The 26982-nt window shown below is 68.3% G+C and carries 20 protein-coding genes and 8 pseudogenes; 14 read left to right on the forward strand and 14 right to left on the reverse strand.

Translation table 11 applies throughout. The features are described from left to right. The first annotated feature begins 280 nt into the window (after positions 1-280). Positions 281-784 carry a GNAT family N-acetyltransferase gene (locus ABZS61_RS34090; RefSeq protein ID WP_356430191.1) on the forward strand — a complete coding sequence of 168 codons (504 nt, stop codon included), beginning with the start codon at positions 281-283 and terminating at the stop codon, positions 782-784. Between the two features lie 302 nt (positions 785-1086). On the opposite strand, the gene ABZS61_RS34095 is transcribed toward ABZS61_RS34090, so the two are convergent. Then, on the reverse strand, positions 1087-1575 hold the full coding sequence (locus tag ABZS61_RS34095) for a hypothetical protein (protein WP_356430193.1): 489 nt from the start codon (positions 1573-1575) through the stop codon (positions 1087-1089). Between the two features lie 454 nt (positions 1576-2029). Here ABZS61_RS34095 and ABZS61_RS34100 point away from each other — a divergent pair, with 454 nt between their 5' ends. The 3 genes from ABZS61_RS34100 to ABZS61_RS34110 all read left to right on the forward strand — a co-directional run bounded on the left by ABZS61_RS34100 (position 2030) and on the right by ABZS61_RS34110 (position 4871). Beyond that, positions 2030-2608, forward strand: a complete 579-nt coding sequence (locus tag ABZS61_RS34100; protein ID WP_356430196.1) for a dihydrofolate reductase family protein — start codon at positions 2030-2032, stop codon at positions 2606-2608. A gap of 355 nt (positions 2609-2963) precedes the next feature. Further along, on the forward strand, positions 2964-3665 hold the full coding sequence (locus tag ABZS61_RS34105) for a nucleotidyltransferase domain-containing protein (RefSeq protein ID WP_356430199.1): 702 nt from the start codon (positions 2964-2966) through the stop codon (positions 3663-3665). 288 nt (positions 3666-3953) lie between these two features. Further along, positions 3954-4871: an aminoglycoside phosphotransferase family protein gene (locus ABZS61_RS34110; protein WP_356430202.1), complete on the forward strand. Its 918-nt coding sequence runs from the start codon at positions 3954-3956 to the stop codon at positions 4869-4871. A gap of 310 nt (positions 4872-5181) precedes the next feature. On the opposite strand, the pseudogene ABZS61_RS34115 reads toward ABZS61_RS34110, so the two are convergent. The 3 genes and pseudogenes from ABZS61_RS34115 to ABZS61_RS34125 all read right to left on the reverse strand — a co-directional run. Continuing rightward, positions 5182-5241 (reverse strand): annotated as a pseudogene (locus ABZS61_RS34115) (hypothetical protein); the annotation flags it as partial. Positions 5242-5375: 134 nt separating this feature from the next. After that, a pseudogene (locus tag ABZS61_RS34120) lies at positions 5376-5881 on the reverse strand (transposase); the annotation flags it as partial. Positions 5882-6060: 179 nt separating this feature from the next. Beyond that, positions 6061-6510 (reverse strand): spore-associated protein, encoded by a 450-nt coding sequence (locus tag ABZS61_RS34125; RefSeq protein WP_356430205.1) that lies wholly within the window; start codon positions 6508-6510, stop codon positions 6061-6063. 511 nt (positions 6511-7021) lie between these two features. Here ABZS61_RS34125 and ABZS61_RS34130 point away from each other — a divergent pair. Further along, the gene (locus ABZS61_RS34130; RefSeq protein WP_356430208.1) at positions 7022-7246 is read left to right on the forward strand and encodes a hypothetical protein; all 225 of its coding nucleotides are present in this window, start codon (positions 7022-7024) and stop codon (positions 7244-7246) included. Between the two features lie 19 nt (positions 7247-7265). Here the strand turns inward: ABZS61_RS34130 and ABZS61_RS34135 are convergent. From ABZS61_RS34135 to ABZS61_RS34170, 8 genes and pseudogenes are all read right to left on the reverse strand, one after another. After that, positions 7266-7786: pseudogene (locus ABZS61_RS34135) on the reverse strand (transposase); the annotation flags it as partial. Between the two features lie 306 nt (positions 7787-8092). Further along, entirely contained in the window at positions 8093-8482 is a 390-nt protein-coding gene (locus ABZS61_RS34140; RefSeq protein WP_356430211.1) for a DUF6281 family protein, read from the reverse strand. A gap of 267 nt (positions 8483-8749) precedes the next feature. Continuing rightward, complete coding sequence (locus tag ABZS61_RS34145) at positions 8750-10177, reverse strand: serine hydrolase domain-containing protein (RefSeq protein ID WP_356430215.1); 1428 nt, start codon at positions 10175-10177, stop codon at positions 8750-8752. Between the two features lie 53 nt (positions 10178-10230). Next, positions 10231-10341: pseudogene (locus tag ABZS61_RS34150) on the reverse strand (nucleotidyltransferase domain-containing protein); the annotation flags it as partial. Between the two features lie 682 nt (positions 10342-11023). Continuing rightward, positions 11024-11377, reverse strand: a complete 354-nt coding sequence (locus ABZS61_RS34155) for a UBP-type zinc finger domain-containing protein (protein WP_356430218.1) — start codon at positions 11375-11377, stop codon at positions 11024-11026. Then, positions 11374-12861, reverse strand: coding sequence for an ATP-binding protein (locus ABZS61_RS34160; RefSeq protein ID WP_356430221.1), 1488 nt, complete (start codon positions 12859-12861; stop codon positions 11374-11376). Before ABZS61_RS34160 ends, ABZS61_RS34155 begins: the two co-directional genes overlap by 4 nt. Further along, positions 12858-14534, reverse strand: a complete 1677-nt coding sequence (locus tag ABZS61_RS34165) for an FAD-dependent oxidoreductase (protein WP_356430224.1) — start codon at positions 14532-14534, stop codon at positions 12858-12860. Before ABZS61_RS34165 ends, ABZS61_RS34160 begins: the two co-directional genes overlap by 4 nt. 471 nt (positions 14535-15005) lie before the next feature. Further along, complete coding sequence (locus ABZS61_RS34170) at positions 15006-15593, reverse strand: MBL fold metallo-hydrolase (RefSeq protein ID WP_356430248.1); 588 nt, start codon at positions 15591-15593, stop codon at positions 15006-15008. A 69-nt stretch (positions 15594-15662) separates the two neighbouring features. On the opposite strand from ABZS61_RS34170, the pseudogene ABZS61_RS34175 reads away from it, so the two are divergent. The 3 genes and pseudogenes from ABZS61_RS34175 to ABZS61_RS34185 all read left to right on the forward strand — a co-directional run. Further along, positions 15663-15845 (forward strand): annotated as a pseudogene (locus ABZS61_RS34175) (hypothetical protein); the annotation flags it as partial. A gap of 338 nt (positions 15846-16183) precedes the next feature. Next, the gene (locus ABZS61_RS34180; RefSeq protein WP_356430227.1) at positions 16184-17365 is read left to right on the forward strand and encodes a serine hydrolase domain-containing protein; all 1182 of its coding nucleotides are present in this window, start codon (positions 16184-16186) and stop codon (positions 17363-17365) included. A 387-nt stretch (positions 17366-17752) separates the two neighbouring features. Next, positions 17753-17967: pseudogene (locus ABZS61_RS34185) on the forward strand (IS256 family transposase); the annotation flags it as partial. A gap of 42 nt (positions 17968-18009) precedes the next feature. Here the strand turns inward: ABZS61_RS34185 and ABZS61_RS34190 are convergent. Further along, a pseudogene (locus ABZS61_RS34190) lies at positions 18010-18219 on the reverse strand (MerR family transcriptional regulator); the annotation flags it as partial. Positions 18220-18903: 684 nt separating this feature from the next. Here ABZS61_RS34190 and ABZS61_RS34195 point away from each other — a divergent pair. From ABZS61_RS34195 to ABZS61_RS34215, 5 genes and pseudogenes are all read left to right on the forward strand, one after another. Continuing rightward, positions 18904-20907 (forward strand): protein kinase, encoded by a 2004-nt coding sequence (locus ABZS61_RS34195; protein ID WP_356430230.1) that lies wholly within the window; start codon positions 18904-18906, stop codon positions 20905-20907. A gap of 553 nt (positions 20908-21460) precedes the next feature. After that, positions 21461-22663: an MFS transporter gene (locus ABZS61_RS34200; RefSeq protein WP_356430232.1), complete on the forward strand. Its 1203-nt coding sequence runs from the start codon at positions 21461-21463 to the stop codon at positions 22661-22663. A 553-nt stretch (positions 22664-23216) separates the two neighbouring features. Further along, a complete protein-coding gene (locus ABZS61_RS34205; protein WP_356430236.1) occupies positions 23217-24395 on the forward strand; it encodes a hypothetical protein in 1179 nt (392 codons plus the stop codon). Positions 24396-24671: 276 nt separating this feature from the next. Then, positions 24672-24848 (forward strand): annotated as a pseudogene (locus tag ABZS61_RS34210) (ISL3 family transposase); the annotation flags it as partial. A gap of 44 nt (positions 24849-24892) precedes the next feature. Then, entirely contained in the window at positions 24893-25360 is a 468-nt protein-coding gene (locus tag ABZS61_RS34215) for an HIT domain-containing protein (RefSeq protein WP_356430239.1), read from the forward strand. A gap of 315 nt (positions 25361-25675) precedes the next feature. Here the strand turns inward: ABZS61_RS34215 and ABZS61_RS34220 are convergent, their stop codons facing one another. Continuing rightward, on the reverse strand, positions 25676-26260 hold the full coding sequence (locus ABZS61_RS34220) for a DinB family protein (protein ID WP_356430242.1): 585 nt from the start codon (positions 26258-26260) through the stop codon (positions 25676-25678). A 231-nt stretch (positions 26261-26491) separates the two neighbouring features. Here ABZS61_RS34220 and ABZS61_RS34225 point away from each other — a divergent pair, with 231 nt between their 5' ends. Next, positions 26492-26905: a hypothetical protein gene (locus ABZS61_RS34225; RefSeq protein WP_356430245.1), complete on the forward strand. Its 414-nt coding sequence runs from the start codon at positions 26492-26494 to the stop codon at positions 26903-26905. The last annotated feature ends 77 nt before the right edge of the window (positions 26906-26982 follow it).

Here is a 26982-nt window from a genome sequence, read left to right on the forward strand (position 1 = left end):
ACCGTATATCTTTCTCGGTGTGGTTGTGTGTGTTTTTATGTGTGGTCTTATCCGTTGGTGGGCTGGCTGCCCGCCCCGCGCGCGCCCGGGCCGGCCCCCCGCCCGGGCCACTCACTCGGTGATCTACTCGCTCCTTGGGGCAGCGGCCACCTGCTCCACAGCACCCCTGTACCAGCCGCCGGCCTCCAGCAGGGCCGTGTGGCGAGTTCTTCGGGTCGGTGGCTCTACTCGCTGTTGCTCCGACCGTGGTTGCTGATGATGCGTGGGGCAGAGTGGGAGCATGACCACGTTCGCGACGATGCCTTTCCACCTTGAGACCCAGCGGCTGATACTGCGGCCGTGGGCCGAATCGGACGCCGCTGAGTTCTGCGCCCTCCTCTCCGAACGCGGCAAAGGAATCCCCACGGTTGAGCACATCCGGACGTCCATCGCGGAGCTGCTCACTGCGACGGCGACTACGGGGATGGCCCTGCTGCCCATCCAGCGCCGTGACGAGGGCGACTTCATCGGCTACTGCGGGCTGATCATCGGCCGCTCGACCATGGAGGAGCCCGAGATCGCGTATGAGCTGTTCCAGCGTGCTCATGGCCGTGGCTATGCCACCGAGGCGGCCGGCGCGGTGCTCGATGCCGCTGCCGCGACCGGGCGGAAGCGGCTCTGGTCGACCGTCGGCGCGTGGAACACGCCGTCGCTCCGAGTCCTTGAGAAGCTCGGGTTCGAGCGGGATCGCGTTTCCATGGAGGAAAACGGTGAAGTGGTCTGGCTGACACGCTCGTTGGCGTGACGCGGGAGTGCGCTGCCGGGGCTTCGTGATCACGCAATCGAGTGCGTTGCGGCGAAGCGCCGGGCGTGCTGCGGTCAGTTGGTGGTCCGGGTGCAGATCGTGATCTTCGTGTCCCGCCTGCGGCATGTCGGGGGTGGTGGCCGGCGTGTGAGCTTGCCGGGGGGGGCGTCGCCGGTCGGATCAGTCGATCCGGCGAGTGAGGTCGTTCAGTGGGTGGGACAGAGATGGTCAGGAACGGGTGCCGTGTGAGCTCCGGTGGCTTCCGGCTGTGGTCACGGTGACTCGTCCTCGGACTCTGTCGCTCAGCCTGTGTGGTCGTCGTCGGGCGCGTAGGGCGGGATCGTCCAGCGCATCGTTGTCCGGCCCTCGATGCCAGGTCGAAGAGTCACGGGACAGACCTGCCCGAAGAGCCGTTCACCGCGGTGTCGCATCGAGTGGTCGCCGCTGTCCCAGGTGATCCCCAGAATAGGGATGCCGGCGACCTCGATGGCGCCGATGCGAAGCGGGTGGGTCCAGCTCGCCCGTGTGAAGCGGTGAAAGTCGGTGTGCTCGTCAAGGGCGACCATGACGCCCCGGCCCTGTTCGTCGCCTTCCCAGGCGTTGAGGGCACCGGCGAGCGCCTGGGCGTCATCGAGCGGGAGGTCGAGCCACCCTCGGACCTGGCTGCCGTGCTGCGTGATGGACTGTCCGCCGAACTGCAGGTGGGCGGCGTCCGCGTAGCCGCCCCAGTAGGTGACATCGGCAGTACCGTCGGTTGACGGGTGTCCGTCTCCGGTCCACGAGTCGAGCAACCGCGTCCCCGGGGGTGCTCCGTAGCCCTTTCGCCCGTGCCGAAGCCGAGCCGAAGCAGGTGGCGTCCAAGCCGTCCCTCCAGCAGCGCGAGTCTCCTGCCGACCGGTCGGGTGGTCCGGGCGCGGGCCCGGTGCGGCGGGCCGTTGCCTGCCTTCGGCCAGGACATCATCCGAGGTGTCCTGCCACCGGCAGCAGAAGGCTCCACCACCGGCGCCCAGTACAGGTCAGGCCGGTGGCCGCACGGGTGTCGCTTCTGTGGACCGGCGTCCTGCCTGCTGGTTCCCGCCCAACGTGTGCCCCGATCGCACCGGCCTGCCACGACTCTGGCCGTGGCGGAGCCCTGGGGGCTGGATCCGGGGCTGCCGGGCTTCGGGAGTCTGTGGGCGATGATTCCCGCTGCGTCTGCCGGTCCGTATGTCCGAAACGCCGTCAACCGCATTCGAGGAGAGCGTGATGACCGCTACCTATACGTTCGATGTCTTTTCCAGCCTCGACGGCTTCGGCGCCGCCGGCGGCGACTGGACCGGCTACTGGGGCAAGCAGGGCCCCGAGCTCCTGGCCCACCGCCTCGCCCTGTACGCCGGGGAACAGCGGATGGTCTTCGGGGCGAACACGTATCGGCTGTTCACGCAGATGCTGGCTTCGAGCAGCGAGGAGTCAGAGGTACGGGACCCGTGGGTCACGCGGATGCGGAGCCTGCCGGCGACGGTGGTGTCGACCACGCTGGAGGGACCGCTCGACTGGCCGGACGGGAGCGTGGCGAGCGGGGATGCGGTCGATGTCGTGGCCCGGCTGAAGGAGGAGTCCGGGGTGCCGTTGCGCTCGCACGGCAGCCTGTCGATGAACCGGGCGCTGATGGCCGCCGGTCTCGTCGACCGTGTCCAGGTGACGCTGTTCCCTGTGATCACCGGCCGGACCGGGCTGGACCCGGTCTTCCAGGGCGGGGCCGACTTCGACCTCGAGTTGATCGAGCGCCGGACGCTCGACGGCGATATCCAGGAGCTCGTGTACCGGCCCACCCTGCATGTCTGAGTCCGCCCGCCGAGAGGTGTCTCCACAACAGGGCCGGGCGGGGGCGACGGTGTTCACGGTGACGGGCAGCAGGCCGTCGTGGCCGGGGCGGGCGACCGCCCGGCGGTTCGGGTCGGCCGGCGTTCAGGACAGGGACGCTCGGAGCGGTCCTTGCTCGTCGACAGCCAGGGTGAGCGTGGCGCCGAACACAGCCGGTGCTGACCGGTCGATGATGTGCCGGACACCCCCAGGTGCGGCATTGAGGGGCCCGTGGGCCGGCGGTGCTCCGGCCGCAGGTGGTCGCCGATCGTCCGGGGGGTGGCACGGCGGGCTCCTGCCAGGGCGGTATCGAGGTGCCTGTACGTACGATGCGGTCATGGACGACGACCCCGTGCTCACCGCCCGCAACCTGGTGCGGGACCGTTTCCCCGCGGCCCGAGCGGCCTTCCTGGCCGGCAGCGTGCTGACCGACCGCCGGACACCGACCTCCGATCTGGACATCGTGGTCCTGCTGGACGGACCGCCGGCTCCCAGCCGGGAGAACCTGCTGTACCGCGGCTGGCCGGTGGAGCTGTTCCTGCAGACCGAGGCTGTCTGGCGTACGTTCGCCGACCAGGAGACCGCGAAGCGGAACTCACCGCTGCTCTCCATGTGTGCCGACGGGTTGCTCCTCGCGGACACGAACGGGCTGGGCGCATCTCTCCAGGCTGAGGCACGAAAGCGCTGGGCTGCAGGCCCCGCGCCGCTCTCGGACCGCGAACTGGACTACCAGCGGTACGTCCTGACCGACCTGCTCGAGGACCTGCGTGGCTGCGCAGACCCTGCTGAGCGGACACACCTGGTCGCGCACATGCTGCAACGTGCCTCGGAGCTGGCTCTGCTTGCCGGCGGACACTGGCTCGGCACGGGCAAGTGGCTGTCGCGGCGGCTGGCTGCCGCCGACCCCGAACTGCACCGCGCATTGACCGAGGCCGCCACGCAGGCAGTCACCGGGCACACGAACGGCTTCGCCGCGGTCGTGGCCGAAGTGCTGGACCAGGCCGGCGGCCCGCTGTGGGACGGGTACACCGTCCGATGAATCGGTGGAGCGTAGCTGCAACCGTGCCACCACAGGGACATGACCGCCCCGCCACCACACACCGTTCGGCCTGGCCGTCTCGGCGCCACGGGACTGCCGTCTCCTCTCCGACATGCACGAGCCGGCCGATGACCGGCTGCTACTGCTGAATCTCGCCGACAAGACAGCTGCGGCGCCAAGTGCGGCAAGCGAGGGCGAACGGAGGGGACGGGGCGAGCGGAGTGTGAACGTTGCCACTTCGGACTCGACGGAACGGGCCGGGCTGCCACGCGACTACGGTTGTCCCGCATGACCCACATCGAGTTGGAGATCACTGCGGAGTTGGTCCGGGATCTGCTGCACGACCAGCACCCCGACCTGGCCGACCGGCCCGTGAAGCTCGGAGCGCGAGGCTGGGACAACCAGGTGTGGCGGCTCGGTGACGACCTCGCCGTCCGGCTGCCGTGGGCCACGCAGTCCGCGGATGAGCTGCTGCGCAAGGAGCACGCCTGGCTGCCCGTCCTCGCCCCGCGCCTTCCTCTGCAGGTCCCCGTCCCGCAGCGACTTGGTGAGCCCTCCGACCGGTTTCCACGGCCCTGGCTGGTGACCACCTGGGTGCCGGGCGAGCCTGCCGACCGCTCCCCCGCGACGCGCGGCGCGGACGCGGCCGTCACCCTGGCCAACTTCCTGACCGCCCTTCACCAGCCCGCCCCCGACGGGGCTCCCTCAGGCCGAGACCGCGGAAGCCCGCTGGCCGAGACCGCTGAACAATTCGCCCGAGGGCTCGTCTCGGCCGTCGATCTGGGACTGATCCGCAACCCGGATGCAGTCCGCGCGGTCTGGGAAGACGCCGCTGCCGCACCCGAATGGGCAGGTCCGGCACTGTGGCTCCACGGCGACCTGCATCCCGCCAACATCCTGACCACGAACGGCACCTTCTCCGGCGTGATCGACTTCGGTGACATGTTCGCCGGCGATCCCGCCTGCGACCTCGCCGCCGCCTGGGTTCTGTTGCCGGACGGCGCCGCCGACCACTTTCATCAGGCCTACCGGCCGCACCCGGACGCCGCGACACTGCGCCGCGCCCGCGGGTGGGCGGTACAGCGCGCCCTCAGCGCCCTCCACATCGCAGACGCCGGTGTCCGCGGCCGGCCCGGAGGCAAACCCACCTGGGGCCCGCCCGCCCACGCCGCCCTGCAACGCCTCACCGCGTCGATCCCCAAGTGACCAGAAACCCCGAGGGGGGCAAAGGCGGGCTCCTGGCCCTCCTGAACGCCGGCCCGGCAGACGGGGGGTCTTGTGTTCTGTGCGCAAGGTTGCGTATCGGCCAGGAGGCACGTGGGCCGGTACGCAGGCCCTTGTTCGGGCCGGTGCTCGGGTCGGCTCAGGCGTCTCATACGGGTTGGCCATAGATGTCTAGTAGCCGGTTGGCCGTACCTGTCTCCTGGCGGGCCGGCCGGCCGTGGCCCGTACGAGGTCCTGACCGACAGTTCAGGTTTCCGGCTCAGGTTCTGCGGCCGGTCCGCGCCGAGAGCCCTCAGCGTTTGAGCTGCTTGCTTCCTCTCCCGGTGGGGCTGCTCACCACGGATCGAGGAGCCGAGCTCCGGGTCGCCGGGGCGAGACCCGCGTAGGCGGCAAGGTGACCGACGGCCGAGACTTGTCAAAAGGCGGTGGGCTTCCAGCAGTTCCTCGGTCGGCCCGGCCAAGAGTTTGCCGGGTCAAGGACGCCATCAGTGAGCCGGCGAGGCTTGGGACGATCAGCGCGGCCCGCTCGGTATCCCGGGACCGTCACGGTCTGCTGGTCCGGCGCGGCAAAGATCTCCTCGACCAGCCACTCGGCCATCCTCGGTGCCTTCGACCGCATCAGCATGACCAGGCGGCGCCTACCGGCCTTGCCATTCCGGCCAGGTGAACCGAACCATGCCAGCAGCGCAAGAACTGCCGGGTGTTGCAACCGCGGCCCCAGCACCTGTTTCAGTGAGGACGGATCTGCGAGCGCAGGCCGCGGAGTCGGTTCGCGACCTGTCTGGCCTCGCCGGCCAGGTCGTCGTCGAAGCCGACGAACATCTCCAGCTCTGCGACCGTCTCGTCCTCAAAGGTGACGGTCCGCAGCGTATGGGCATCGCGCGGGCCGCGTCGGCGACGATGAACGCATCCTTCGCGTCCGTCTTGGCCTCATCCGGGTTGAGGCCGTAGGTCCGCCGCACCGACAGCCCGGGAGAAGCGACCCTGCAGCCCATGGTCCAGGGCTGGGCCGGCGGCCGCCGGCCCAGCCCTGCCAAGCACGCTGCGAGGTCCCGCACCACCACCTGCGGCTCATAGCTGACTTCCTGACAGCCGTTCAGCCGCAGTGCTCACCCAGGTCGGGCTGTGGGTGGCGGTGGCACGGCGATGCGCAGCAGTGTGCTGTGCCGGGTCAGCGGATCTCAGTGACCCGGTGCTCCCTCAGAGCGGCGCAGTTGGAGTTCTCCACCGACACGTACACGTTGTCGATGTTGCCGCCCCAGCTGACGCAGTAGCCCTTGCCGTAGACGTAGGCCGGACCCGCGTACGACGTGAAGTTCCCGTAGTCGCCGGCCCACTCGTCGGTCGCGGGGACGTAGATGTACGTGGACATGTTCTTGGCGGCGCCGGGGTTGTTGCGGATCGTCGCAACACAGTTCTTGCCGTTCGTGGAGTTGTACGTCAGGTAGACGGTACCCAGCGACCCGACGGGAACCGAGTTGACGGTCTTGTACGCGCTGCCACAGACAGTCCGCGGTGTGACGTTCGGCGCGGCGGAGGCAGTCGCACTGAGCGCGGTGGTGGCACCCACCACCAGAGCGGTCAGCGCCCCAACAGCCGCAACATTACGCGTGATTCTCATATTTCCCCCTTGTACCTCGGAGAGCGGTTTGCTCACACCTGATGTGACCCACGACACGCACAGAAGGTTGTGCCGCGCGCATGGTTGCGGTTGCGCCGTGTCCATGACCATTTCGAACGCAGAGCTGCGACCGGGACCCTGCACGGAACCCACGCCGCACACGGGACCACGCAAGAGCGGACCACTCCGAATGAAAGCGACCCGCGAACACCCCCCGACCAGCGAACCCTGACCGGCCAGGGCCAGGCCTGACCGGCCGGGGCCAAGTCAGCAGCGCGCGAAGCGAAGCGAGACCGGTGCCGGACGGATCGGCCGGGACGGGGAGACTGCCCGAGGAATCCTTGACCGGGCCGAGGCAAGGCCACCCCCAGCGGGGCGAGGCGGGTCGACACAGGAGGCGGGGAGGCGGGGAGGCGAGGCGGGGATGATCTTGCGTGACCTTTGAACCTGCCACTGGTTGAGACAGATGAACAGGCGGACATATCGGTTGAGAAAAGGACGAAGAAGCAGAATGCAGACACAGCAGACACGAGCACTGGCCCGGTTACTGTTCGGATCCGGCGCCGCCCTCATGGCGGCGGGGCTGTCCACGGGAGCGGCGCACGCCGACGAAACCCACACCCACTCACACAATGCACCCCACGTCGGCCTCATCCAGACCGGCCAGATCGACGACCCACTCGAGGACGTACTCGAACACACAGCAATCCTCGGCACCACCCGCACCCACACCTAGAGCGCGTATCGAGTCGCGATCAATCAGCGTGCTGGGTGAGGTCTTTGATCCATGTCATCAAGGCGCGTTGTGGCAGGACGACAAGGTACTTCCCGGGGTCCTGTCGTAGCGGGTGGCGATGCCGCGCCAGGCCTCGAGCTGGCCGATCAGGCACTCGACGGTATTCCGTTCCTTGTGCAGGTCGGTGTCGTGGGTGAGAGGTCGGCCGCCCCGGCGGCCCCCTTTCCTCCGGTTGGCAGTCTGGTCCTTATTCTCCCGGATGACGGCCTTGATGTTTCGTCTGGGCAGGTACGCGCGGCTGTGGCGGGAGGAGTACGCCTTGGCGCCGGCGACAGCGTCGGGTCGGCTGCGGGGTCGGCCGGCCGGGCCGCGGACCCGCAGCTTCTCCAGCACCGGGATGAACTGCGGACTGTCGACAGCCTGTCCCGCGGTCCGGGCCGGCACGAGCGGTCGGCAATCGCGGTCGCAGGCAATGTGTCCCTTGGTTGTCTGCCCGCCCCGCGAGCATCAGATCACGCCCTCGAACTGCTTCCGCAGCCGTGCAGGATACGGACCGTACTCGCCGATCGGCAGGTACCTCTCGACGTACTCCCACTCCACGTCGGTCAGTTGTTCCTGCGTCATGCACTACGGACTCCCGGACCCGCCCGCTCGACGAGGGCGAAAGGCGCAGATGGATCACGACCCGACACGCTCCTGGAACGCCCGCTGTAGCGCTTGTGAGCGTGCTGGACGCGCCCAGCTGGACAGCGAGGCTGCGAACAACCGTTACGTGTCTGCCCAGTCCGGTGCGCGGGGTTCGGTGTGGCGTCAGCTTTGGAACCACACCGAACCCCGCGTTTCAGATCAGGAGCCGTCGATCAGTTTTTGCACCTCGGACGGGACCTCTTTGCCGGAGTGAACGGCGAAGAGCGTGGCCGTCTTCGCTGTGTCCCCAATGGCGATGGCGACCTCGGGAGAGATACCATCCACTTCGTAGGCAGTCGCCGTCCGAACCGGCTCCTCACTCTCGCCCTGGGCGCCGGTGTCATCGCAGGGTGTTTGGGTTGCGACGCCGAGCTTCTTCCCGAGTGTGAACTTCGCATGTGGAGCCACGTCTAGATACGATCCGTCCTGGTAGGTGTACAGATTGGCGCAGGAGGCCTCCCCACCGCCCCCGCCGCCGGCCGTGCACGCGGCTACCGACATCACCATGGCCGCCACCAGCAAGCCAGTGGATCGCCCGCTCCAGCTCATACGTGTCCCCCTCAGTGGATGCTGCGAAGAGGAGAGGTGCCTCCTCTACGCCGAGTGACCTCGCCATCGCTCAGCACGGGTACGAGACCGTGCCCTTGGTGAGGCCTTCGTGTTCCGCCGTTCGACGTAGGCAACGCGGATCAAGTTCCCTCAGGGCGTCCGCCAGTCGTCATCGGAGGCGAGGAAACAGGAAGGCGTCCGCCCCTTCGAACTCCCCAGCCACCTAATCGAACTGGCCCGCACTCTCAGCGTCGACGGACAGCGGTCCTACGCGACGTCTGGCCGTGTCACAAGCGGCGACCGCACATGCAACTCCAGGCTGGGGCCGGTCAGGGGCAGGGTGCTCCAGGTCGCCGTCGCGGTTCCCGCGTCGGCGTCGACGGCCAGCCGAACGCGGTGCGGGGTGGTGATGACGTAGAGATCGGCGACGTAGGTGCTGCCCTGCCAGGCGCCGGCCGCGACGATCGGCCGGCCCAGCGGGGCGCTCTCCCGCCAGTCGCCGTGGCCGACCTCGATATCGAGGAGCGACTCGAATCGTACGAGCCATCCGCCGTCGGTGGGACCGACGGTGACCGTCGTTCCGTCGGGCAAAGCCGACCTCTCGGCCGAGGCGTCGAGTCTCGCGCTGACCTCACGCCCCGGGTCGGCCGAACCCGGCACCGGCGACAAGGAAAGCTGCCGCAGACGATCGGCGAGGATCTCGTCGTCCTGGGTGCTTCCCGCGTGACCCACGCCGGGCAGCAGGCACTCCCGAACTGCGTCGAGCACGTCCTGGGACTCTCCTTGGGCGGTCACGGCGACGACGAGGTCGTAGGACGGGACGACCACACATTGCTGCGCAAAGGAGCCATGGCCGTGGTAGCCGTGACGCGACATCCAGAACTGGTAGCCGTAGCCGTAGGAGAAGTCCGCCTGGTCCGATCCGTCCAGGATCCACTCGCTGTCGATGTGCCGTCCGGTCGCGAGCTCCACCCAACCGCGTGGGACGAGTTGTTGGTCGCCCCACATGCCTCCGCGCCGCAGGAGTTCGCCGAAGGCGGCGACGCCCTCGGTCGTGAGGTGAAGTCCGTGGAATCCGAAGGCGGCGCCACTGGCCACCCGGTCCCATTCGGCGTGGTCGATGCCCATCGGCGTAAACAGGCGCTCGTCGAGGAACTCCGGGAGACCGCGGCCCGTGACCCGTTCCACCATTCGGGCCAGGATGTAGGTGGTCGAGTTGTCGTAGACGTGCCGCGTTCCCTCGGCCGCGGCGAACGGCAGGCGCAGGAAGCCTTTCACCAAGTCGTCGGGCTCCAACTCCCAGGCTTCGGCGAGGCTGTCGGTGGGGTGCCCGGCCGTCATGGACAGCAGGTGGTGAACGGTGATGCGGCGCCCTTGCTCCGAGACGTCGGCCGGGACGCGGTCGGGCAGCACGTCCACCACACGGTCGTCGAGCGAGAGCAGCCCGTCGCCGATCGCGAGCCCTACGGCGATCGACGTGAACGACTTGGTCAGCGAGTAGAGGAGGTGCGGGCGGTCGGCCGAGTACGGCGCCCACCAGCCTTCGGCGACGACGTGACCATGGTGCACGACCATGATGGAGTGGCTCTCGCCCGATCGCGCTTCGAGCCGATCCAGCAGCGCGACGATCGAGCGGGACGACATCCCCGAGGCGGCCGGTGTCGAGCGCGGCAGAAGGGTACGCTGAGAAGCCATCCGGGCACCGTACACAAAGTCCCTCTCGGTGCCCCGGCGAATTAAGGGCGACAGTAGTGGGCGCCGAGATCCCGGTCTGATTCCGGCCGGTGCTCTCCACGTGCCCGGCTGCCGCCGAGCAGTACTCCGATCACACCCGTCACCTCGGCCGGGCGGTTGGCCATGGGATCGGGTCGAAAACGCCTGATAGGACGGCAGGCACGAGTCCCCCGGCGATCATGAAGCGTAGGAACCCCCATGATCGGGTGAACCGTGCCTGCACCGCTGCCACTTGTCGCGACCCGCCCTACCTACTGGCGGACGCTCCACTGTGCGTTCTTCGGCCCGAGGTGGCCTGCAGCCTGGGGCCGGCGGCAAGGATCACACTCAGGTCGGCCGAGCGGTGTCGGCCAGGCCACTGCTCCTGGTACACGGGCGGCGCGGCAGATCCCAGCAGTCGTCCGAAGCGCCCACCGATGTGCAACTCGGCCCGGTGGACCACCGGGTAGTAGGCACCGAGGTCAGCGGGGACATCACCACATTGCTGTCCAGGAGCACACGCTGGGTTCGGTGATGCGTGATCGGTTCCGCGGCGCTGTCGGGGAAGACGGCGGACCGTTGGCGGCACGGCCGATCGGGAGGGCGCCGGCTCCGAAGGCCCGCCCGATCACCGCGATACTGCCACGCTGTTCGCTGCCGGTGACCTCGGCAGGGAGGGCGCTCCGGGTGGCTTCGTACTGGGCGACAGCCTCGCGGTACCCGGTAGGGGGTATGTGCTCGCGGCCCCGCGGACTCGGGCTCCACCCCGTGCCGCACGTGTGGACGCGCCTGTCCGCGCCGGTCCCCCGGACACGGCGGGTGTTCCGGTCAGCGGTGCAGCAGCTGTTGCCAGTCCTGCGGGACACGGTCGGCCGGGCCAGGGGTCGGCTGGTCTGCCGGGTGGTCACCCGGCGGGGTCAATACCGGCCCTGCCTCGTACAGGTCGCCGGTGGCGAAGTTCCAGTACCACTCCTCGCCCGGCTCGAAACTCTGCATCACCGGATGCCCGCTGGCCCTCCAGTGGGCGCTGGCGTGCTGCCCGGGAGAGGAGTCGCAGCAGCCGACGTGCCCGCACCGGGCGCATCTCCGCAGGTGGAACCACCAGCCGCCCGCCGTGTCGCAGTCAGCGCAGCCGGTGCCACTGGGCGGGACGCTTGGGTCGATTCCATCGATCTCGGTCATGAAGACTCCTCGGTTGTCCTGGGTCCGTCTCCTGGTCGGGCATCGGCCCCCGCTTGGGGGGTGGTCAGCGGCAGCAGCACCCGGAACCGGGTGTCGCCCGGCACGGACTCGACCTCGAGGCTGCCGTGATGCTTGTCGACGACGATCCGCCAGGAGATGTCCAGCCCCAGGCCGGTGCCCTCGCCGACCGGCTTGGTGGTGAAGAACGGGTCGAAGATCCGGCTGCGTATCTCCTCGGGCACCCCGGGGCCCGTGTCGCGGAACTCCACCAGCAGCCGGTCGCCTTCCCGGGCCGTGCGCACCGTCAGCGTCCCCTCGCCGCCGGTGCCGCGCATGGCCTGCACCGCGTTGTCGACGAGGTTGGTCCACACCTGGTTCAGTTCCGCCGGAAAGGCGGGCACCTCCGGCAGGGAGTGGTCGTACTCCTTGACCAGGTGGACCTGCGGGCCGATCTTGCCGGACAGCATCAGCAGTGTGCTGTCGAGGAGTTCGTGGACGTCGACGTTGCGGTGCGGGGCCCGGTCGAGCTGTGCGTACTGTTTGGCCGCGTCGACCAGGTGCGAGATGCGGCTGGTGGAGTCTTCGATCTCGTCCATCAACAGCTCTGTCTCGACCGTGTAGTTGAGCCAGCCGACGGCTCCAGGCAGGATCTCCTCGTCCACAGTCGACGCGACCTGTTCCAGCCAGTCCGTGTCCAGCCCCGCCTGCACGAACGTGGGTGCGATCCGCCAGCCCTCCGGCACCCCGTGGTCGTCGAGCCAGTCGCTGATCTCGTCCTCCCGGTCCGCCGCCTCCAGAGCGCCCAGCGCCGGTGCCTTGGCGACGCGTTCGGCGGTGCGTTCCTGGATCTCGATGAGCGAGGCCAGCGCCTCGCGCGAATACGTGCCCTGCGTGATCAGGGATAGCTTGTGCCGCATCCTGCCGACCCGTTCCCGCAGCGTCGCCGTCGCGCGGACGGCGGCCGCCGCCGGGTTGTTGAGCTCGTGCGTCAGTCCTGCGGAGAGTGAGCCGAGAGCCAGCAGACGCTCGCGCTGCCCGATGGCCCGCTGAGTGTTCCTGGACCCGAAGAACAGGCCCTCCAGCAGGTGCGCCGCCATGGGGAACCACTCCTGCATGACGTTCGCGAACGACTGCGCGGGCAGGACGAAGAACCGGGTCGGCTCCGTCACCCGCATCGAGTTGTTGTACGTCTGGGGCACCTGGTCGCCCAGATACGCCTGCATCGCGCCTGCATAGACTCCGCGTTGTGACGTGCGGCTGACCTCCACATCCTGCCCGCCGACACGGCGGGAGAGGACCACGGTGCCCTCGATCATCACGTAGAAGCACGTGGCCGGGGAGCCTTCGACGTACACGGGGCCGGGCTCGAACCGTTCCACGCGGCCCTCGGCGCACAGCCTCCCGAGTTGCTGCGGGGAGAGCTTCTCGAACAGGAACAGCGACCCGATCTCCGCCTGGTCACACGGCATGACCTGTGCGTTCATGACTGCTCCAGATACCGGTGGACGAGCATCACGGCCATCGCGCCCTCACCCACGGCGGACGCGACGCGCTTCGCAGACAGGGCGCGCGCGTCACCCGCCACGAACACGCCGGGGACACTGGTCTCCAAGTGGTAGGGGGGCCGGTCGAGCTCCCAGCCGGTCGGCGGCCGTCCGTCCGAAGTCAGGTCCGGCCCGGCGAGGATGAAACCGTTCCGGTCGCGCAGCACCGTCCCATCGAGCCAGTCCGTCCGAGGGGCCGCGCCGATGAACACGAACATCCACTGCGCGTCGACCACCTCACTTTCGCCGGTCACCGCGTCCCTCAGGGTCAGGCGCTCCAAGTGCTCGGCACCGCCGGCCGCGTTCACGACGGTCCGGACACGGACCTTGATGTTCGGAGCCTCCTTGATCTGCTGCACAAGGTAGTAGGACATCGACGCGGTCAGGGAATCGCCGCGCACCAGCAGTGTCACCGACTTCGCACCCCTCGAAAGGAATACGGCGGCCTGCCCGGCGGAGTTCGCGCCGCCGACGATGTACACGTCCTGCCCCTCGCAGGACGGCGCCTCGGTGAGCGAGGAGCCGTAGTACAGGCCTCGCCCCGTCAGCTCGTCGCAGCCCGGGGCGCCGAGCTTCCGGTAGGACACTCCGGTCGCCAGGATGACGCTGTGAGCGGCGACGGCCGAGCCGTCGGAGAAGCGCACAACGCGCGCGGCGCCGTTGGCCTCCAGCCCGGTGACCTCGCGGGCAGTGAGGATCTCGGCTCCGAAACGGGTCGCCTGCCGGCGGGCGCGGTCCGTGAGCTGGGCACCGGAGACACCATCGGGGAAGCCCAGGTAGTTCTCGATCCGGGAGCTCTGGCCGGCCTGGCCTCCTGTCGCCGACCGCTCGACCAGCACCGTCCGCAGTCCCTCGGAGGCCCCGTACACGGCCGCGCCGAGCCCGGCGGGCCCGCCGCCGATCACCACAAGGTCGTAGAAGTCGGCGGTCGGCGTGGTTGCCAGGCCGACATGCGCGGCGAGGTCGGCCGACTCCGGTTCGGTCAGCACCGTGCCGTCCGGGGTCAGGACCAGCGGCAGGCGACGGCCATCGGCACCGGCCGCCTCCAGCAGCCGACGGCCCTCGGGCTCGTCCGAGGAATACCAGCGGTAGGGCACCTGGTTGCGGGCCAGGAACTCACGTACCCGTGAGGAGGGCGCCGACCACCGGTGTCCCACCACCTTGGTGGCGGGCACCGGTCGGAAGTCGCTGGAGCGCCATGCGGTGAGGAGGTCGTCCACGACCGGATAGAGCTTCTCCTCCGGCGGGTCCCAGGGCTTGAGCAGGTAGTGGTCCAGGTCGACGACGTTGATCGCGTCGATGGCGGCGTTGGTGTCCGCGTACGCGGTCAGCAGCACCCGCCGCGCCCCCGGGTACACGCCGATGGCCTCCTCCAGGAACTCGATGCCGTTCATCTGCGGCATTCGGTAGTCGGCGAGGATCACCGCCACCAGATCGCCCCGCAGCTTCAGCTCGCGCAGGGCCTCGAGGGCGGACTCCCCGGATTCGGCCCGCACGATCCGGTAGTCGCCCCCGTACTTGCGCCGCAGATCCCGCGCGATGGCCCTAGACACCGCTGGGTCGTCGTCCACCGTCAGAATGACGGTCCGTCCTGCGTCAGTGGCCTGCGCCATGCTCCTCCGCCCTGCGTGCTGTGAGAACTGCCCGCACCGGCTCCAACCATCGTAAGTTCGATCGCCGGTCCCCGCCCTGGCGAAGGACGACGGTGAGAAGGGGGTGCCGCGGGTGCCGCGTGTTCTCCGGTGGCTTCCGGTTGTGGTCACAGTGAGTCCGGCCTCGGTACTGGTGGGCTCGCCATTCAACCGTCGCCAGTTCTTCGTCGGGCCCCTCTCTCTGGTGACCGTGTGTGATCGTCGGGGCGTCGGCGGCGACCGGGCTCGGCTTCTCCAGGACGTGCCGGCAGTCGTCGCAGTGCCGCAGCCCGCCCGGCGGTCATGGGGTTGCCAAGGTCGTTGATCAGGTCGGTGGAAGCGTGGGGATGGAGAGGGTGACGCGCGCGTCGTCCGGAAACAGCCGGCGGGAGTCCGGAGGAACACAGCCGATGTTCCTCGCCCACCGGGCATCAGCACCGGAATCGGATCGGCCTATGTGCCGGACGACAGCCTGTGTGCCCGCAGGAGTTCCTCTGAGTGATCAAGTCGGCAGCTGCCGGGCCGCGCGGTGGTCGTGCGTCGGGATGATCGTGACTCGGTCCTTGACGGCGTGCAGGCGGTGCAGCGTCCGGAAGGTCTCGTACCGGTCTTCGTCGGCGAGCTTGCCGGGGTAGTCGGCCTTTTGCGGATGAGGTCGATCTGGTCGGTGTGCCAGGCAGCGTCGCCGGCGAGCAGAACCCAGCCCGCTGCCGTGTGCGCCAGAACTCCAACGCTGCCAGGGGTGTGTCCCGCGAGGTCGACGAGCACGACGGAACCGTCACCGAAGAGGTCGTGGCCGGCGGCAAAAGTGAGGATCGGCGGGCCGTCCAGTTCGTACTGGACGATGCCCCGGCCGCGCAGGGCCTCGCGAACGCCACCCACGGGAGCGATCGAGCCTTGCACGACCCAGTCGTGTTCGCGGCGGTGCAGATGTACCGGCAGTCCGGGAAGATCGAGGAGTCCGCATACGTGGTCCCAATGCGTGTGCCTCGGCAGCGCGAGATCCAGGCCTGAACCCGGCCACTCGTGCAGCGCGGTAATTGCGGAGTGGGGGCGGAAGTTCCGTACGTTCCCGCACGCGCGGTCGCCCGGTTCTCGGAGGTGGAGAAGCTCGGCGAGCCGAAGTCGCCGGCTTGGCTGCGCAAGCGGGTCGAGAAGACGCTCCCGAAGATCGACCTGCCGGACCTGCTCTGCGAGGTCCACTCCTGGACCGGGTTCCTCGACGCCTTCGTGCACCTGGGCGACGGCACCACCCGCATGAAGGACCTGCTCACCTCGCTGGTCACGCTGCTGGCCACGAGATCCGCGACGAGGACGTGGCCCGGCTGTCCCCTCTCAAGCAGTAAGAACCTCAACGTCCTGGGCCGCCACGGCTTCACCGCCACTCAGCCGGCGGGCGGCACCCTGCGCCCGCTACGGGATCCGGATGCGGCCGGGCTCGATGACGACGAGGACGGCGCGGAGGACTGACAGGCCTCTGGAAGCGACCAGGTCGCCGATCGAGAACCGTCACACCGCGCCCGGCAGGTCGCCACCGGACTGGTGGCGAACCGCAATGGGGGGATATCCCCCTTCCGATCCTGGGGTGCGCCGGATAGCGCCCCGTTGGGGGGCGAAACTAGCGTCCAGTCATGACTTCGACGCTGCGAAAGCACCTCGCCATGGCACTCGGTATCGCTACGCTGCTCGCCGCCGAGGTGACCCCCGCCGTCGCCCAGCCCACCGGTCCCTCCCTTCTGAAGCAGTTACGCCAGGACACCGAGGCGATCCACGCCCTCGGCGTCAGCGGTGTTCAGGCCCGCGTGATCGCACCCGGCGGCCGGCAGTCGGTCGCCACCAGCGGCACCGCCGACCTGAACACCGGCCGCACGGTCCCCTCCGACGGCTACTTCCGCATGGCCAGCACCTCCAAGACGCTGGTCGCCACCGTGGTCCTCCAACTGGAGGCCGAGGGCGAGCTGTCCCTGGACGACTCGGTCGACCACTGGCTGCCAGGAGTGGTCCGGGGCCATGGCAACGACGGCAGTCAGATCACCATCCGCCAACTGCTCCAGCACACCAGTGGAATCCGCGACGACCTGCCCGGATACACCACCCCGGCGGAGTACTACCAGCAGCGCCGTGACGTCTACAGCCCCGAGCAACTGGTTGCCCGAGCCATGGCCCACGCACCGGGCTTCTTGCCCGGCAAGGGCTGGGAGTACTCCAACACCGGCTACGTCCTGCTCGACATGATCATCCAGAAGGCCACCGGCCATCCCGCCCGCCGGGAGATCGAAAGCCGCATCCTCCGCCCTCTCGGCCTCGATCGGACCCGGTGGATGGGCACCTCGCCCACCCTGCCCCGGCCGCACGCCAAGGCTTACCAGCTCTTCGGCCCCGGTTCCCGGGTGGACGTCACCGATCAGGTACCGGTGGACTACGAAAACCTCTCGTGGGTCACGACCACACAGGACGAGAACGACTTCTTCCGCGCGCTGCTCGCAGGCCGCCTGCTACCGACGCGGCAGCTCGCCGAGATGAAGCAGACCGTCCCCGTGAGCGCGCAGGTCCAAGAGCTGTGGCCCGACGGCCGTTACGGCCTCGGGCTGGTCGAACGCCCCTTGACCTGTGGAGGAACCTACTGGAGCCACGAGGGCGGGGACGGCGGCTACATCACTCTCAACGGCGTCACCGACGACGGCAGGCGAAGCGCCGTGGTCTCCATGTCCGAGGCACGCGGCGACACCAAGCAGCACATCGTGGAGCAGGAGAACGCGGCCAGTGACCTGATCGACCACGCGCTGTGCGCCGGGGGCTCCGGCACTCCGTGAGCGGAGGCAAACTCAGTCACGAGCAATGCTTCAGTACCTGTGGATCAGCTCGACAGGGCATGCAGAGGGCACACCTTCCCGAATGATCCTGTGATGGTCACGGAGTAAGCCGGCGTTGCAGCGCCGGTAGGGAAGGCACGCTCGTGCTTACGCCAGTGAATGACGACGCCTCCACGCGAAACGGCTCCCTGATCGACGAGATCGTCCGCGAGGATTCGCGCCGCCGCGTTGGATGCGGAAGTGGATTCCTACGTCGCTGAGTTGCCCGGGGAGCGTGACGAGCGTGGTCGGCGCCCGGTCGTCCGCAACGACCACCACTGGCCCCGCCAGGTCACCACCTCGGCCGGATCGGTCGAGGTTCGCGCACCGCGCATCGACGACAAGCGCGTCGAGTCGACCTTCGCCACCGTGCGGCTGCACACCAAGGTCACCAAGGTCACCGGTTCCCGCGCAGCCTGCCTGGCCATGGTGTTCAAGCTCGTCGAGTCCGCCCAGGACCGCTGGCAGGCCGTCAACGGCGCCCACCTCGTCCCCTGGTCCGCGCCGAGGCCCGCTTCGAGCGCGGACTCTTGGCCGAGCGCGCCGAGGCCCACGCGGCATGACCTGGACGGTTGGGCCATGCCGCTTCCCGATCGAGGCTCGCGCTACTGTCCCGCCCGGGCACGCAGAGCCTGGACGAACCAGTCGAACACCGGGGCCAGGCTCTCGGAGACCGGCCAGCCGTTGATCACGGCCAGCAACTGCCAGTACCGCTCCGCGCGGGGATCATTGGCGGTCTCCAGACGCGTCAGCAGCCAACGCCGCAGGTCGGCATCGTCGGGGCGACCAAAGACGTGCGCGTAACGAGCCATCAGCTACGGAGACTTCCCCGAAGCCGGAGTCGTTGCCGGGTTCTGTCGCTCGGTCCGTGTGCTCGTCGCCGGGCGCGTTGGACGGGATCGTCCAGCGCATCGTCGTCCGGCTACGAGACCAGGGTGAGGAGTCACGGGACAGACCTGCCCGTAGCGACGATCACCGCGGTGGCGCATCGAGTGGTCGCCGAAGTCCCAGGTGATCCCCGGAACGGGGTGCCGGCGACCTCGATGGCGCCGATGTGAAGCGGGCACCTCTCCTCTGTGTGGTCGTGGAGTCCGCTTGCGTCGGCTGCCGAGACGGCCTGACAGGCGCGCGGGGGAACGGGGGGCCGGTAGCGCGGGTGCGGGGCGGCACCCGGTCATGGACCGGCGATGTGAGGGGCCCAACTCGCTCCTGCGCCCATTCCAGGGGAACCCAGAAGCCGAACCGGCCGGATCAGGGGGCAGCGGGGCGGACAACAACCTTCCAGGTCAAGCCGTGGCTTGAGCCGGTGGCGCGTCGCTGGGCGTGCCGGTGGCGCCGGCACTTCACTCTTCAGGTTTCCATGGCCCGCTCGTGGTGGAACGTGGAGATCTCAGCTCTCCCTTGCTCCATCAGGGGCTAGAGTTCTCTCAGTTCGTCCCGAACGGGCCTTTTGACGGTCGGCCCTCTTCCCTGCTCGAACACGTAGAAGGACAACCCCTGTGAGCGTTATCGGCTCCGGCGGGCGGGTCCTGCCTGCCGGCCCAGGCGACCCGAAGAGGGTGGGCCCCTATCGGATCATCGGCCGTCTCGGCTCGGGTGGCATGGGAACCGTGCACGCTGCGCTCGACTCGCAGGGTGGTCGGGTCGCTGTGAAGGTTGTCCACCCGGCACATGCCCAAGACCCTGAGTTCCGAGCCAGATTTCACCGTGAAGTCGCCCTCTCCTCCCGTGTCATGGGACCGTGCCTGATACCACTGCTGGCAGCGGACCCCGGAGCCACAGCTCCATGGCTCGCGACCGCGTACGCGCCAGGCCCGACCCTGAATCAGTACCTGGCCGCCCACGGCCCCCTCGTGGACGGCAGTCTGTACGCCTTCGCGGCCGGTACGGCGCAGGCGTTGGCTGCAATCCACCAGGCCGGGGTGGTGCATCGCGACGTGAAGCCTCAGAACGTCATCCTCTCGCCTTCCGGGCCCCGTGTGGTGGACTTCGGCATCGCGCACGCCGCCGATGGCACCTCTGTCACCCGCACCGGCGTGATGACTGGGACACCGGGCTGGATCAGCCCCGAGCACTACCGCACGGGTACTACCGGGCCTGCCGGGGACATGTTCGCCTGGGGCGCTCTCATCGCATACGCAGCCTCCGGGCGGCTCCCCTTCGGCACGGGGGCACCGGACGCGGTCGCGTACCGTGTCATGTCAGAAGCACCCGACCTCACCGGCGTCCCTGAAACGCTGCGGGAGATCGTGACGACGGCCCTCGCCAAGGACCCCGACGAACGTCCTGCCGCCCACGACGCGGCCAAGAAGTGCGCCGGCCTGCTGGCCTCCCAGACCACGCAGGTGCTCCCCGCATCGCCCGGGATGGATCAGACACTGGTCGGCGACCTCATACAGGCCGAGTGGCACATGCCCACCCTGGATGATCCCGTCTGGCACTCCCCACGCCCCTCCTCCCTGAAGCGGACGGGCATCGCCATCGCCGCCGCCGCCGTCATCGGCGGCCTCGTAGGTGGCGCCCTCGCCTTCCCCTCGCATCCCGACAGCACGGGCAGGACCACGACAACCGCGTCCGCACCCTCACGCGACGCCGGCCCCGCCCCCGCCACCCAGACGACCGGCCCCCCGACAGCCCGGTCGGTGAAAGACGCGCTCGGTTCGGTGCCCAGCCCGGCTTACACGCGCGCCGAGGACGAGACCCAGCCGGGTCCCGGTGAGTGGGCGGCAAGCGTTCGTGCCGAGACCCCGGAGGAGAAGGCCGCCGCGCAGGAGATCCGGGACCTCGCCAAAGTGATGCTGGCTACCAAGGGTTGGGGGAATGCGACCCCCGAGATCACCTTCAACCACGAGGTGCAAACCGTCGTGGTGAGCGCCGGTCCCATCGCGCAGATTCCTGAAGACCACCAGGACCTGTTCCGCCGAGTCGGCGAGATGGCCGCCTGCACCATCGCCTCCCGCCACCTGAAGGAGCGGCCCGCTGCGTGGCCGTACGGGCGGTTCACCGTGTACTGGCTTTATGGAGAGCAGGAGGACGACACATCGGTCCTCGGGTTCGGGGACGCTGCCGATGGGTGTGTCCGCGAGATCGCCGGAAGATGGCAGGGCGACGAACCCGGCCTGGCAACCGCCGGGATCCCCAGCAGCGACAAGAAGGAAATCCGCGTCGCGGACGGCACGGTGAAGGCCCTCCATACGGCGTGGGATGCCAGAGCCGCCGACGCAGGCCTCGACCCCCTCGGCACCGGAACCCTCCAACTCGGATTCGACCCGGTCGAGCACGCAATGTACGTATGGGCATCCGAAGACGGCTACGGACCCCTCGGGGGCCGCGCACAGCAGTCCCAACTGACGGATGTGGTGGAGAAGGCGGGCTGCGGGAAGCTGCTGGCCGAGGCGAGGACGAACAACGAATGGCGGTATGCCCGCTACGTCGTCGCCCTGCACTGGGAAAGCAGCGGCGAGACACAGATCATCCACTCCGGAAGCTGTCCCACGAACTGAGCACTCGCGTGCGCATCGAGCAAACGGGTGATGATCGACAAGGTGGGCGGCCCGCCCCGGCCCGCGAAGCCGCCGGCTCGGGCGACCCGGTAGGCGCGATCGGAGAGAGCCTGATCCGCATTGAGCAGGACGCGGGCCATTGTCGTACTCGTTGATGATGGGCGTCCGGAAGCGCGGCACTCCGACCGCGTAGTGGCCTTCACCGGCGCGATCTCGGCCTTTGGGTCAGCGTGGTTTCCCCGTTCGGCACCGACCTGGTCGGCGAAGAGCTCCCCAGCAAGTTCCCGCCGTGCATTCCGCCGGGCTGCGACGTGATCACCTACTGGACCGCGGCGTGTCGGACCCATTTCAGCAAGCTCGCGCTCTGACCCCGGCGAGGACCGGGCCGGTGTCCCCGAAACCTGATCACTTGGTCGTGCCCCGGGCTGCTTGAACGGCTGTCGCTTCCTGCTCTGCAGGGCGCACAGAACTCGGCTTCCTGAAGCCGTAGGGTCTGCATTCGGCCACAGAGTGCAAGGTCGGGGAGATACGGACTGGTCAAAGGTGGGTTTCTGTGAACGTCGGGGTGCAGCGCGGTGCGATCGCCGTCGTGCAGGTGCTCGGCCTCGCTGTGTGGTTCTCCATGTCAGCGGTGGTGCCGAGCCTGCGGAACGATTGGGGGCTCACGGCCGGCGGCGCGGTGTGGTTGACGGCCTCCGTGCAGCTCGGCTTCGTCGCCGGGGCCGTGGCCTCGACTGCCCTGAACCTGGCTGACCGCCTCCCGCCCCAGGGCCTGCTCGCTGCCAGTGCCGCGGCCGCCGCCGGATGCACCCTGGTGCTGGCCCTGTCCGCCGACCGGCTGGCCGTCGCCGTTCCGCTGCGATTGATGACCGGGGTGTTCCTGGCCGGGGTATACCCCACCGGCATGAAGCTCATGGCCTCATGGGCAGGCAGCGCCGGGCGGGGCAGGACCATGGGCGTTCTCATCGCGGCCCTGACGCTTGGCTCCACACTTCCCCATCTCATCGCCGGGCTGGGATCCCTGCCCTGGCGGGGTGTCCTGGTCACCGCGGCAGCAGCCGGACTCGGGGGCTCCGCCATCGCCCTGCTGTTCCTCCGGCCCGGCCCCTACGCAGCGCCGGGCGCCCCTGCCCGCAACCCCCGTTACGCACTGAGCATGTTCACCGCACGCGGGCCGCGGCTGGCCAACCTCGGCTACTTCGGGCACATGTGGGAGCTGTACGCCCTGTGGACCTGGATCCCGTTCTTCCTGTTGGCGACCGGCACCAGGAAAGATCTCCCGGGCTCGCCGGAGATCACGGTCTTCCTCACCATGGGGATCGGCGGGGCAGTCGGCTGTCTGCTCGGCGGCTGGGGCGCAGACCGGTTCGGCCGCGCTCCCGCCGCCCTGACGGCGCTCCTCGTCAGCGGCATGTGCTGCCTGGTCTCCCCGTTCTTCTTCCACGCACCGCCGCTCCTCCTGTTCGCCTTCTGCACGCTGTGGGGGGCTGCCGTGATCGCGGACTCAGGGGTGTTCTCGACAGCCCTGAGCGAGGTCGCCGACCAGCGATACATCGGGACGGCCCTGACGGGCCAGACCGCGATCGGATTCGCCCTCACCGTCATCAGCATCCAGCTCACCCCACTCCTGGCCGAAGCCGTCGGCTGGCGTTACGCCTTCCTCCTCCTGGCTCCCGGCCCTCTTGCCGGCGCCCTCGCCATGCGCGCCTTCGGAAAGGGTGTTACCCCGGCTCCCTCCGTGCAGGGCACCGCCTGACGGTGGACGATCACGTGCCGCACGGGCTCGGTCGCCGGTCGCGTGCCGACCTCAGCCGCGAAGCCGGGGGAAGCTCGTCAGGAGATACGCGTCACCGTGCGGCGGTCGGGTCATCGTCCTCGGTCGCGTCGGCGTTCTCCGCCCTTCGTCCCCGTCTCCCGGATCCGGGCGGCCGACGCGAGAAGGGCTTCCGGGTCGGATTGGGCCAGGCGTACAGCGTGCTTCGCGTCGCAGCCGTCGACCGGGCCGGTGCGGGGCACCAGCTGTGACCAACCTGGCGATCACCTCGAACGAGTCGTTCAGCGGCTACATCATTCAGACCGCGACGAAGCCCTACAGCCTCGCCGCGCCCGATACCCAATGCCCGATGCCCGATGCCCGTTGCCCGATGCCCGTTGCCCGTTGCCCGTTGCCCGTTGCCCAAGAGCAGCGTGCAATGGCTGGGAGGCAATCGACGTGCAACCGTTCGAGATCGGCAAGAGTCTAGGGATCGAAGGGCCGTTCTCCCGGAAGACCCCATCCGTTTGCCCGCGTCCCAACAGAGGTTTCCTCCATGCCGATATCACCGCACAACCGCCGTGCCTCCCGTGCCGCAGTCGCCGCAGTCGCCGCTGCAGGCCTGACTGCGCTGGCCGCGGCTCCCGCCGCCTTCGGTGATGAATCGGCACCCGAATTGGTCGTTGGAGGCATCGAGCCCATCGACGGGGTGAAACCGGGGAGCAGTTTCGATCTGCCGGTCACCGTGGCGAACAGGGGCACCGGGGCCGCCGAGAAGGTGTGGGTCTCCTACTCCGTCACCCGTGGACTCGACTTCGCGGAGGTTCCCTCCAACTGCCGAGCACAGCAGGTCCCGTCCTACGACGAGATGCCCGAGAGGTGGATCGCGGTGTGCGCGTTCGACCAGGGGCTGGAGACGGGCGTCGTGTACACGCCCGAGAAGCCTCTCCGTGTCAAGGCACTCGACCGCGCGCTCAACGACGATCTTCGCGTGAGTGTCGGGGACGCCGATCCCGGGGCGGACGAGAACGGCACTCCGCCGGTGGCCGGAACCGCACCGGCGGTGAAACTGGTCGAGAGGCAGGCTGGGGGCGAGGGGTCCGCCCCGTTCGTCGACGTGCCCGTCACCTCGGTCAACACCGCCGACTACCGGGTGACGGGTGCCGCGTTGAAGGGAAGCGTCGGTGACACGGTGACGATGAAGGTGGCGTTCACCAACGCCGGGCCCGCCTGGGTTCTGACGAGGGAGGGCGACCGGCTCGTCACGGTCGTGGTCACACCTCCCGATGGAACGTCGGTCGTCAAGCCCCACGGGTTCTGCGAGGCCAAGGGTGCGGCGTACGTCTGCGGCACCAGTCAGCGGTCGGTCAACGAGGGCGGCGGAGAGACCTACACCTTCAAGCTGAAGATCGACAAGCGGGTGGCGGACGCCAAGGGCTCGGTGGCGCTGAGCACCGAAGCGCGGCCGTTCGACACAGACAAGGCCAACGACAAGGCTGACATCACGCTGGACGTCACGGGTGATGGCTCGACCGGCTCGACGGGCAGCTCGGCCGGCGGGTCGGCCGGCGGGTCGTCGTCGACCGGCGACAACGGGACAACGACGAACGGCGGCAGCCTGGCAGAGACCGGCTCCTCAACATGGCCGATCACGGGCGCGGCTGCCGCGGCAGTGGCCACAGGTGCGGGCACGCTCCTTGTCGTACGCCGTCGCCGGGCCCGGAGTTTGAGCTGACGACAGTCCGACGTGGCCGTCCAGGGGTCCATCGTTCTCGGGTACGAGGACGGCCGTCCGCCCTCGCCCCAGATCGTCGCCGGATTGGGCCTCCGCCGACCGGAAACCTTCTCCGAAAACGAACAGCTCCGTCTGGAGCACGTCCGGGCCGGCTGCCCCGAAATCGACGCACTCACCAGCCCCGTCCGGTCCTTCGCCACCATGGTCACAGAGCGCCGGGGCGAGTTCCTGCCGGACCAATTCACCGCCGTGAGACAAGACGCCCTCCACACCCTCGCCGCAGGAATGGCCCGCGACCGTGACGCCGTTATCGCCGGTCTCACCCTCCCCTGGAACTCAGGCGTCGTCGAGGGCCACGTCAACCGCATCAAGATGCTCAGGCGTCAAGTATTCGGACGTGCCGGCTTCCAACTCCTCCGGAAAAAGGTTCTCCTGGGTGTGACTGGCGACTGAGGCCGACAGGCACTTCGCCGAGACACAGTTCTACGATTCAGTTCATGACGACTCCCGACTGCTACACATGCAGCAAGGAAGCAGAATTCGACAACCTCCCACCAAGCGAGTGCATGGTGTACGACCAGCACTGGCGGGTGGCGCACGCCTTCAACACCACAGTGCCCGGCTGGCTGGTACTGCTGCCTCGGTGCCACGTGACCGCGGTTCATGACCTCACCAACGATGAGGCAACTGCCCTAGGTGTATGGCAGGTCGAGCTCTCCCGGGCTCTCCGGAGCATGACTGGTTGCGCCAAGACCTACATTGTCCAATTTGCCGAAGCCGAAGGCTTCGCCCACGTGCACTTCCACATCGTTCCGCGCATGGCAGATCTGCAACCAGAACATCGTGGGCCAGGCATTTTCGAGCTGCTTCGGCGACCGGAGCAGGAGCGAGTTACGGCTGACCAGGCAGACCACATAGGCCTCTCTCTGCGAGCTCAACTTCATGCATACCCGAACGCCCGGTAACCAGATCACGGAAAGTGAGCCGGAACCCGTCTCGGGTTCATGGTCAGGTCTCTGTGATGTGCACGCTACGTGACGGGTATCCCGCCCCACTCACGACAAGACAGGAACCAAATCGTGCCGAGTACGGACACCACAGCCGTGAACACCGCCCGCTCGTCACGCGGAGCGGTCCCGCCACCTTGCGGTCGAGCCGCGAACGACGGCCGTAGCGGGGCGACAAGCTCCCAGAGCTCATCAGGAACCAGACGCTTCAACAAATCAGCCCTCACGGCCGCCATCATGCCGCTCGAACCTCAAGTCACATGGCACAGAACTCTATGCTTTGATCGATGCGGCTGATCTGGCGGCCTGCTCGATCTTCGCGTAGTAGGCGGCGCGGGCTTCCTCATCGATCTGGATCTCATGTTCGGGGCGCATCCCGGTTCGGCCGTCGACGTCTTCGCGCAGGATGTCGGCGTGCCCGGCATGCCGGTTGGTCTCGCCGAGGACGTGGACCATGATGGCGAACAGGTTCGTGTCGGTATGAGGCTCCGGCCACCACGGCACGTGGCCGGGGGCGTCGAGGGGAAGCTCGTTGATCGTCGCGTCCGAGTGTTCCCACGTGCGCCGGTAGGACTCGATGATCTGATCGCGGGTCTCGTCCTCAGTCGCCCACAGATCGCCGCCGTCGTGGTCCTGCCACCGGGGCAGCGGTTCCGGGGAAGGGCGGTCGAAGACCTCGCCGAAGTACCTGGCCTCGACGCTGGCCACGTGTTTGACGAGGCCGAGGAGGTTGGTCCCGGTTGCTGTCAATGGCCGGCGGGCGTCGTATTCGGACAAGCCGTCGAGCTTCCAGAGCAGCGCGCTGCGGTCCCGCCGCAGTCTCCCGTGCAGGTTGTCCTTCGCGAATTCATCGATCATGCGGCATGAGCCTGCCATGGACTACTCGCGGCCTCAAGATCCCCTACGTGGACCGCAACGACCGGAAAGCCAAAGTCTGGTCACGGCCAGTGCCCTGAGCTGCCACGAGAACCCGAGGAACTTGCCACGTGAGAGAACGTCCAAGGGTCGCCCCGTAGATGATGGTCGAGGCAGGTAGGGCAACATGCAGTGGCAGGATGACGGCTTCGACGCTCCTGAGAGGCCATCCTCGTGCCCACGCCCGCCGACCACCTCGCACTGGCGCATGCCGAGAAGGACAGCGTTGCGCTGGAGCGTCTCGCGCAATGTCCGTACCCCTTCGTCTGGCAAGCCCTGGCCGCCAATCCCCACACCCCGCCCGTAGCCCTGCAGAAGCTGAGCACGGCCCGAGACAGCGTCTGGAACGACAACAGGCTCCTTCGATTGCTGGCAGAACATCCCGGCGCGAACCGTGTCGTTCTTCGAGCTGTCCTCGATGCCGTTGCCGCGAAGCTCGAAGAGGGCGAACGGCCCTACGGCGCCGTACTTGCTCTCGCAGGCCGGCTGGAGCTTGAGGCGGACGAGGTGAGGAAGCTCGGCAACCTCCATGGCACTTCTGCCCGCCTACGCCACCTGCTCGGATTGCGGTTGGGCCTTCCCCCGTGAAGGTGGGCACGCGGTTATTGATCACGCAGCGAGCGTGAGTTTAGCGGTGTGGTGTCGGTGTTCATATTCGTTGGGGC

The organism is Streptomyces sp. NPDC005566, assembly GCF_040605575.1.
Lineage (GTDB): Bacteria > Actinomycetota > Actinomycetes > Streptomycetales > Streptomycetaceae > Streptomyces.

Coding starts and splice junctions, on each gene's coding strand:
- ABZS61_RS34165 (WP_356430224.1), bottom strand. CDS start 14,534: ATGGCGCAGGCCACTGACGCAGGACGGACCGTCATTCTGACGGTGGAC.
- ABZS61_RS34100 (WP_356430196.1), top strand. CDS start 2,030: ATGACCGCTACCTATACGTTCGATGTCTTTTCCAGCCTCGACGGCTTC.
- ABZS61_RS34205 (WP_356430236.1), top strand. CDS start 23,217: ATGCCGATATCACCGCACAACCGCCGTGCCTCCCGTGCCGCAGTCGCC.
- ABZS61_RS34130 (WP_356430208.1), top strand. CDS start 7,022: ATGCAGACACAGCAGACACGAGCACTGGCCCGGTTACTGTTCGGATCC.
- ABZS61_RS34105 (WP_356430199.1), top strand. CDS start 2,964: ATGGACGACGACCCCGTGCTCACCGCCCGCAACCTGGTGCGGGACCGT.
- ABZS61_RS34125 (WP_356430205.1), bottom strand. CDS start 6,510: ATGAGAATCACGCGTAATGTTGCGGCTGTTGGGGCGCTGACCGCTCTG.
- ABZS61_RS34220 (WP_356430242.1), bottom strand. CDS start 26,260: ATGATCGATGAATTCGCGAAGGACAACCTGCACGGGAGACTGCGGCGG.
- ABZS61_RS34160 (WP_356430221.1), bottom strand. CDS start 12,861: ATGAACGCACAGGTCATGCCGTGTGACCAGGCGGAGATCGGGTCGCTG.
- ABZS61_RS34110 (WP_356430202.1), top strand. CDS start 3,954: ATGACCCACATCGAGTTGGAGATCACTGCGGAGTTGGTCCGGGATCTG.
- ABZS61_RS34155 (WP_356430218.1), bottom strand. CDS start 11,377: ATGACCGAGATCGATGGAATCGACCCAAGCGTCCCGCCCAGTGGCACC.
- ABZS61_RS34140 (WP_356430211.1), bottom strand. CDS start 8,482: ATGAGCTGGAGCGGGCGATCCACTGGCTTGCTGGTGGCGGCCATGGTG.
- ABZS61_RS34180 (WP_356430227.1), top strand. CDS start 16,184: ATGACTTCGACGCTGCGAAAGCACCTCGCCATGGCACTCGGTATCGCT.
- ABZS61_RS34145 (WP_356430215.1), bottom strand. CDS start 10,177: ATGGCTTCTCAGCGTACCCTTCTGCCGCGCTCGACACCGGCCGCCTCG.
- ABZS61_RS34215 (WP_356430239.1), top strand. CDS start 24,893: ATGACGACTCCCGACTGCTACACATGCAGCAAGGAAGCAGAATTCGAC.
- ABZS61_RS34090 (WP_356430191.1), top strand. CDS start 281: ATGACCACGTTCGCGACGATGCCTTTCCACCTTGAGACCCAGCGGCTG.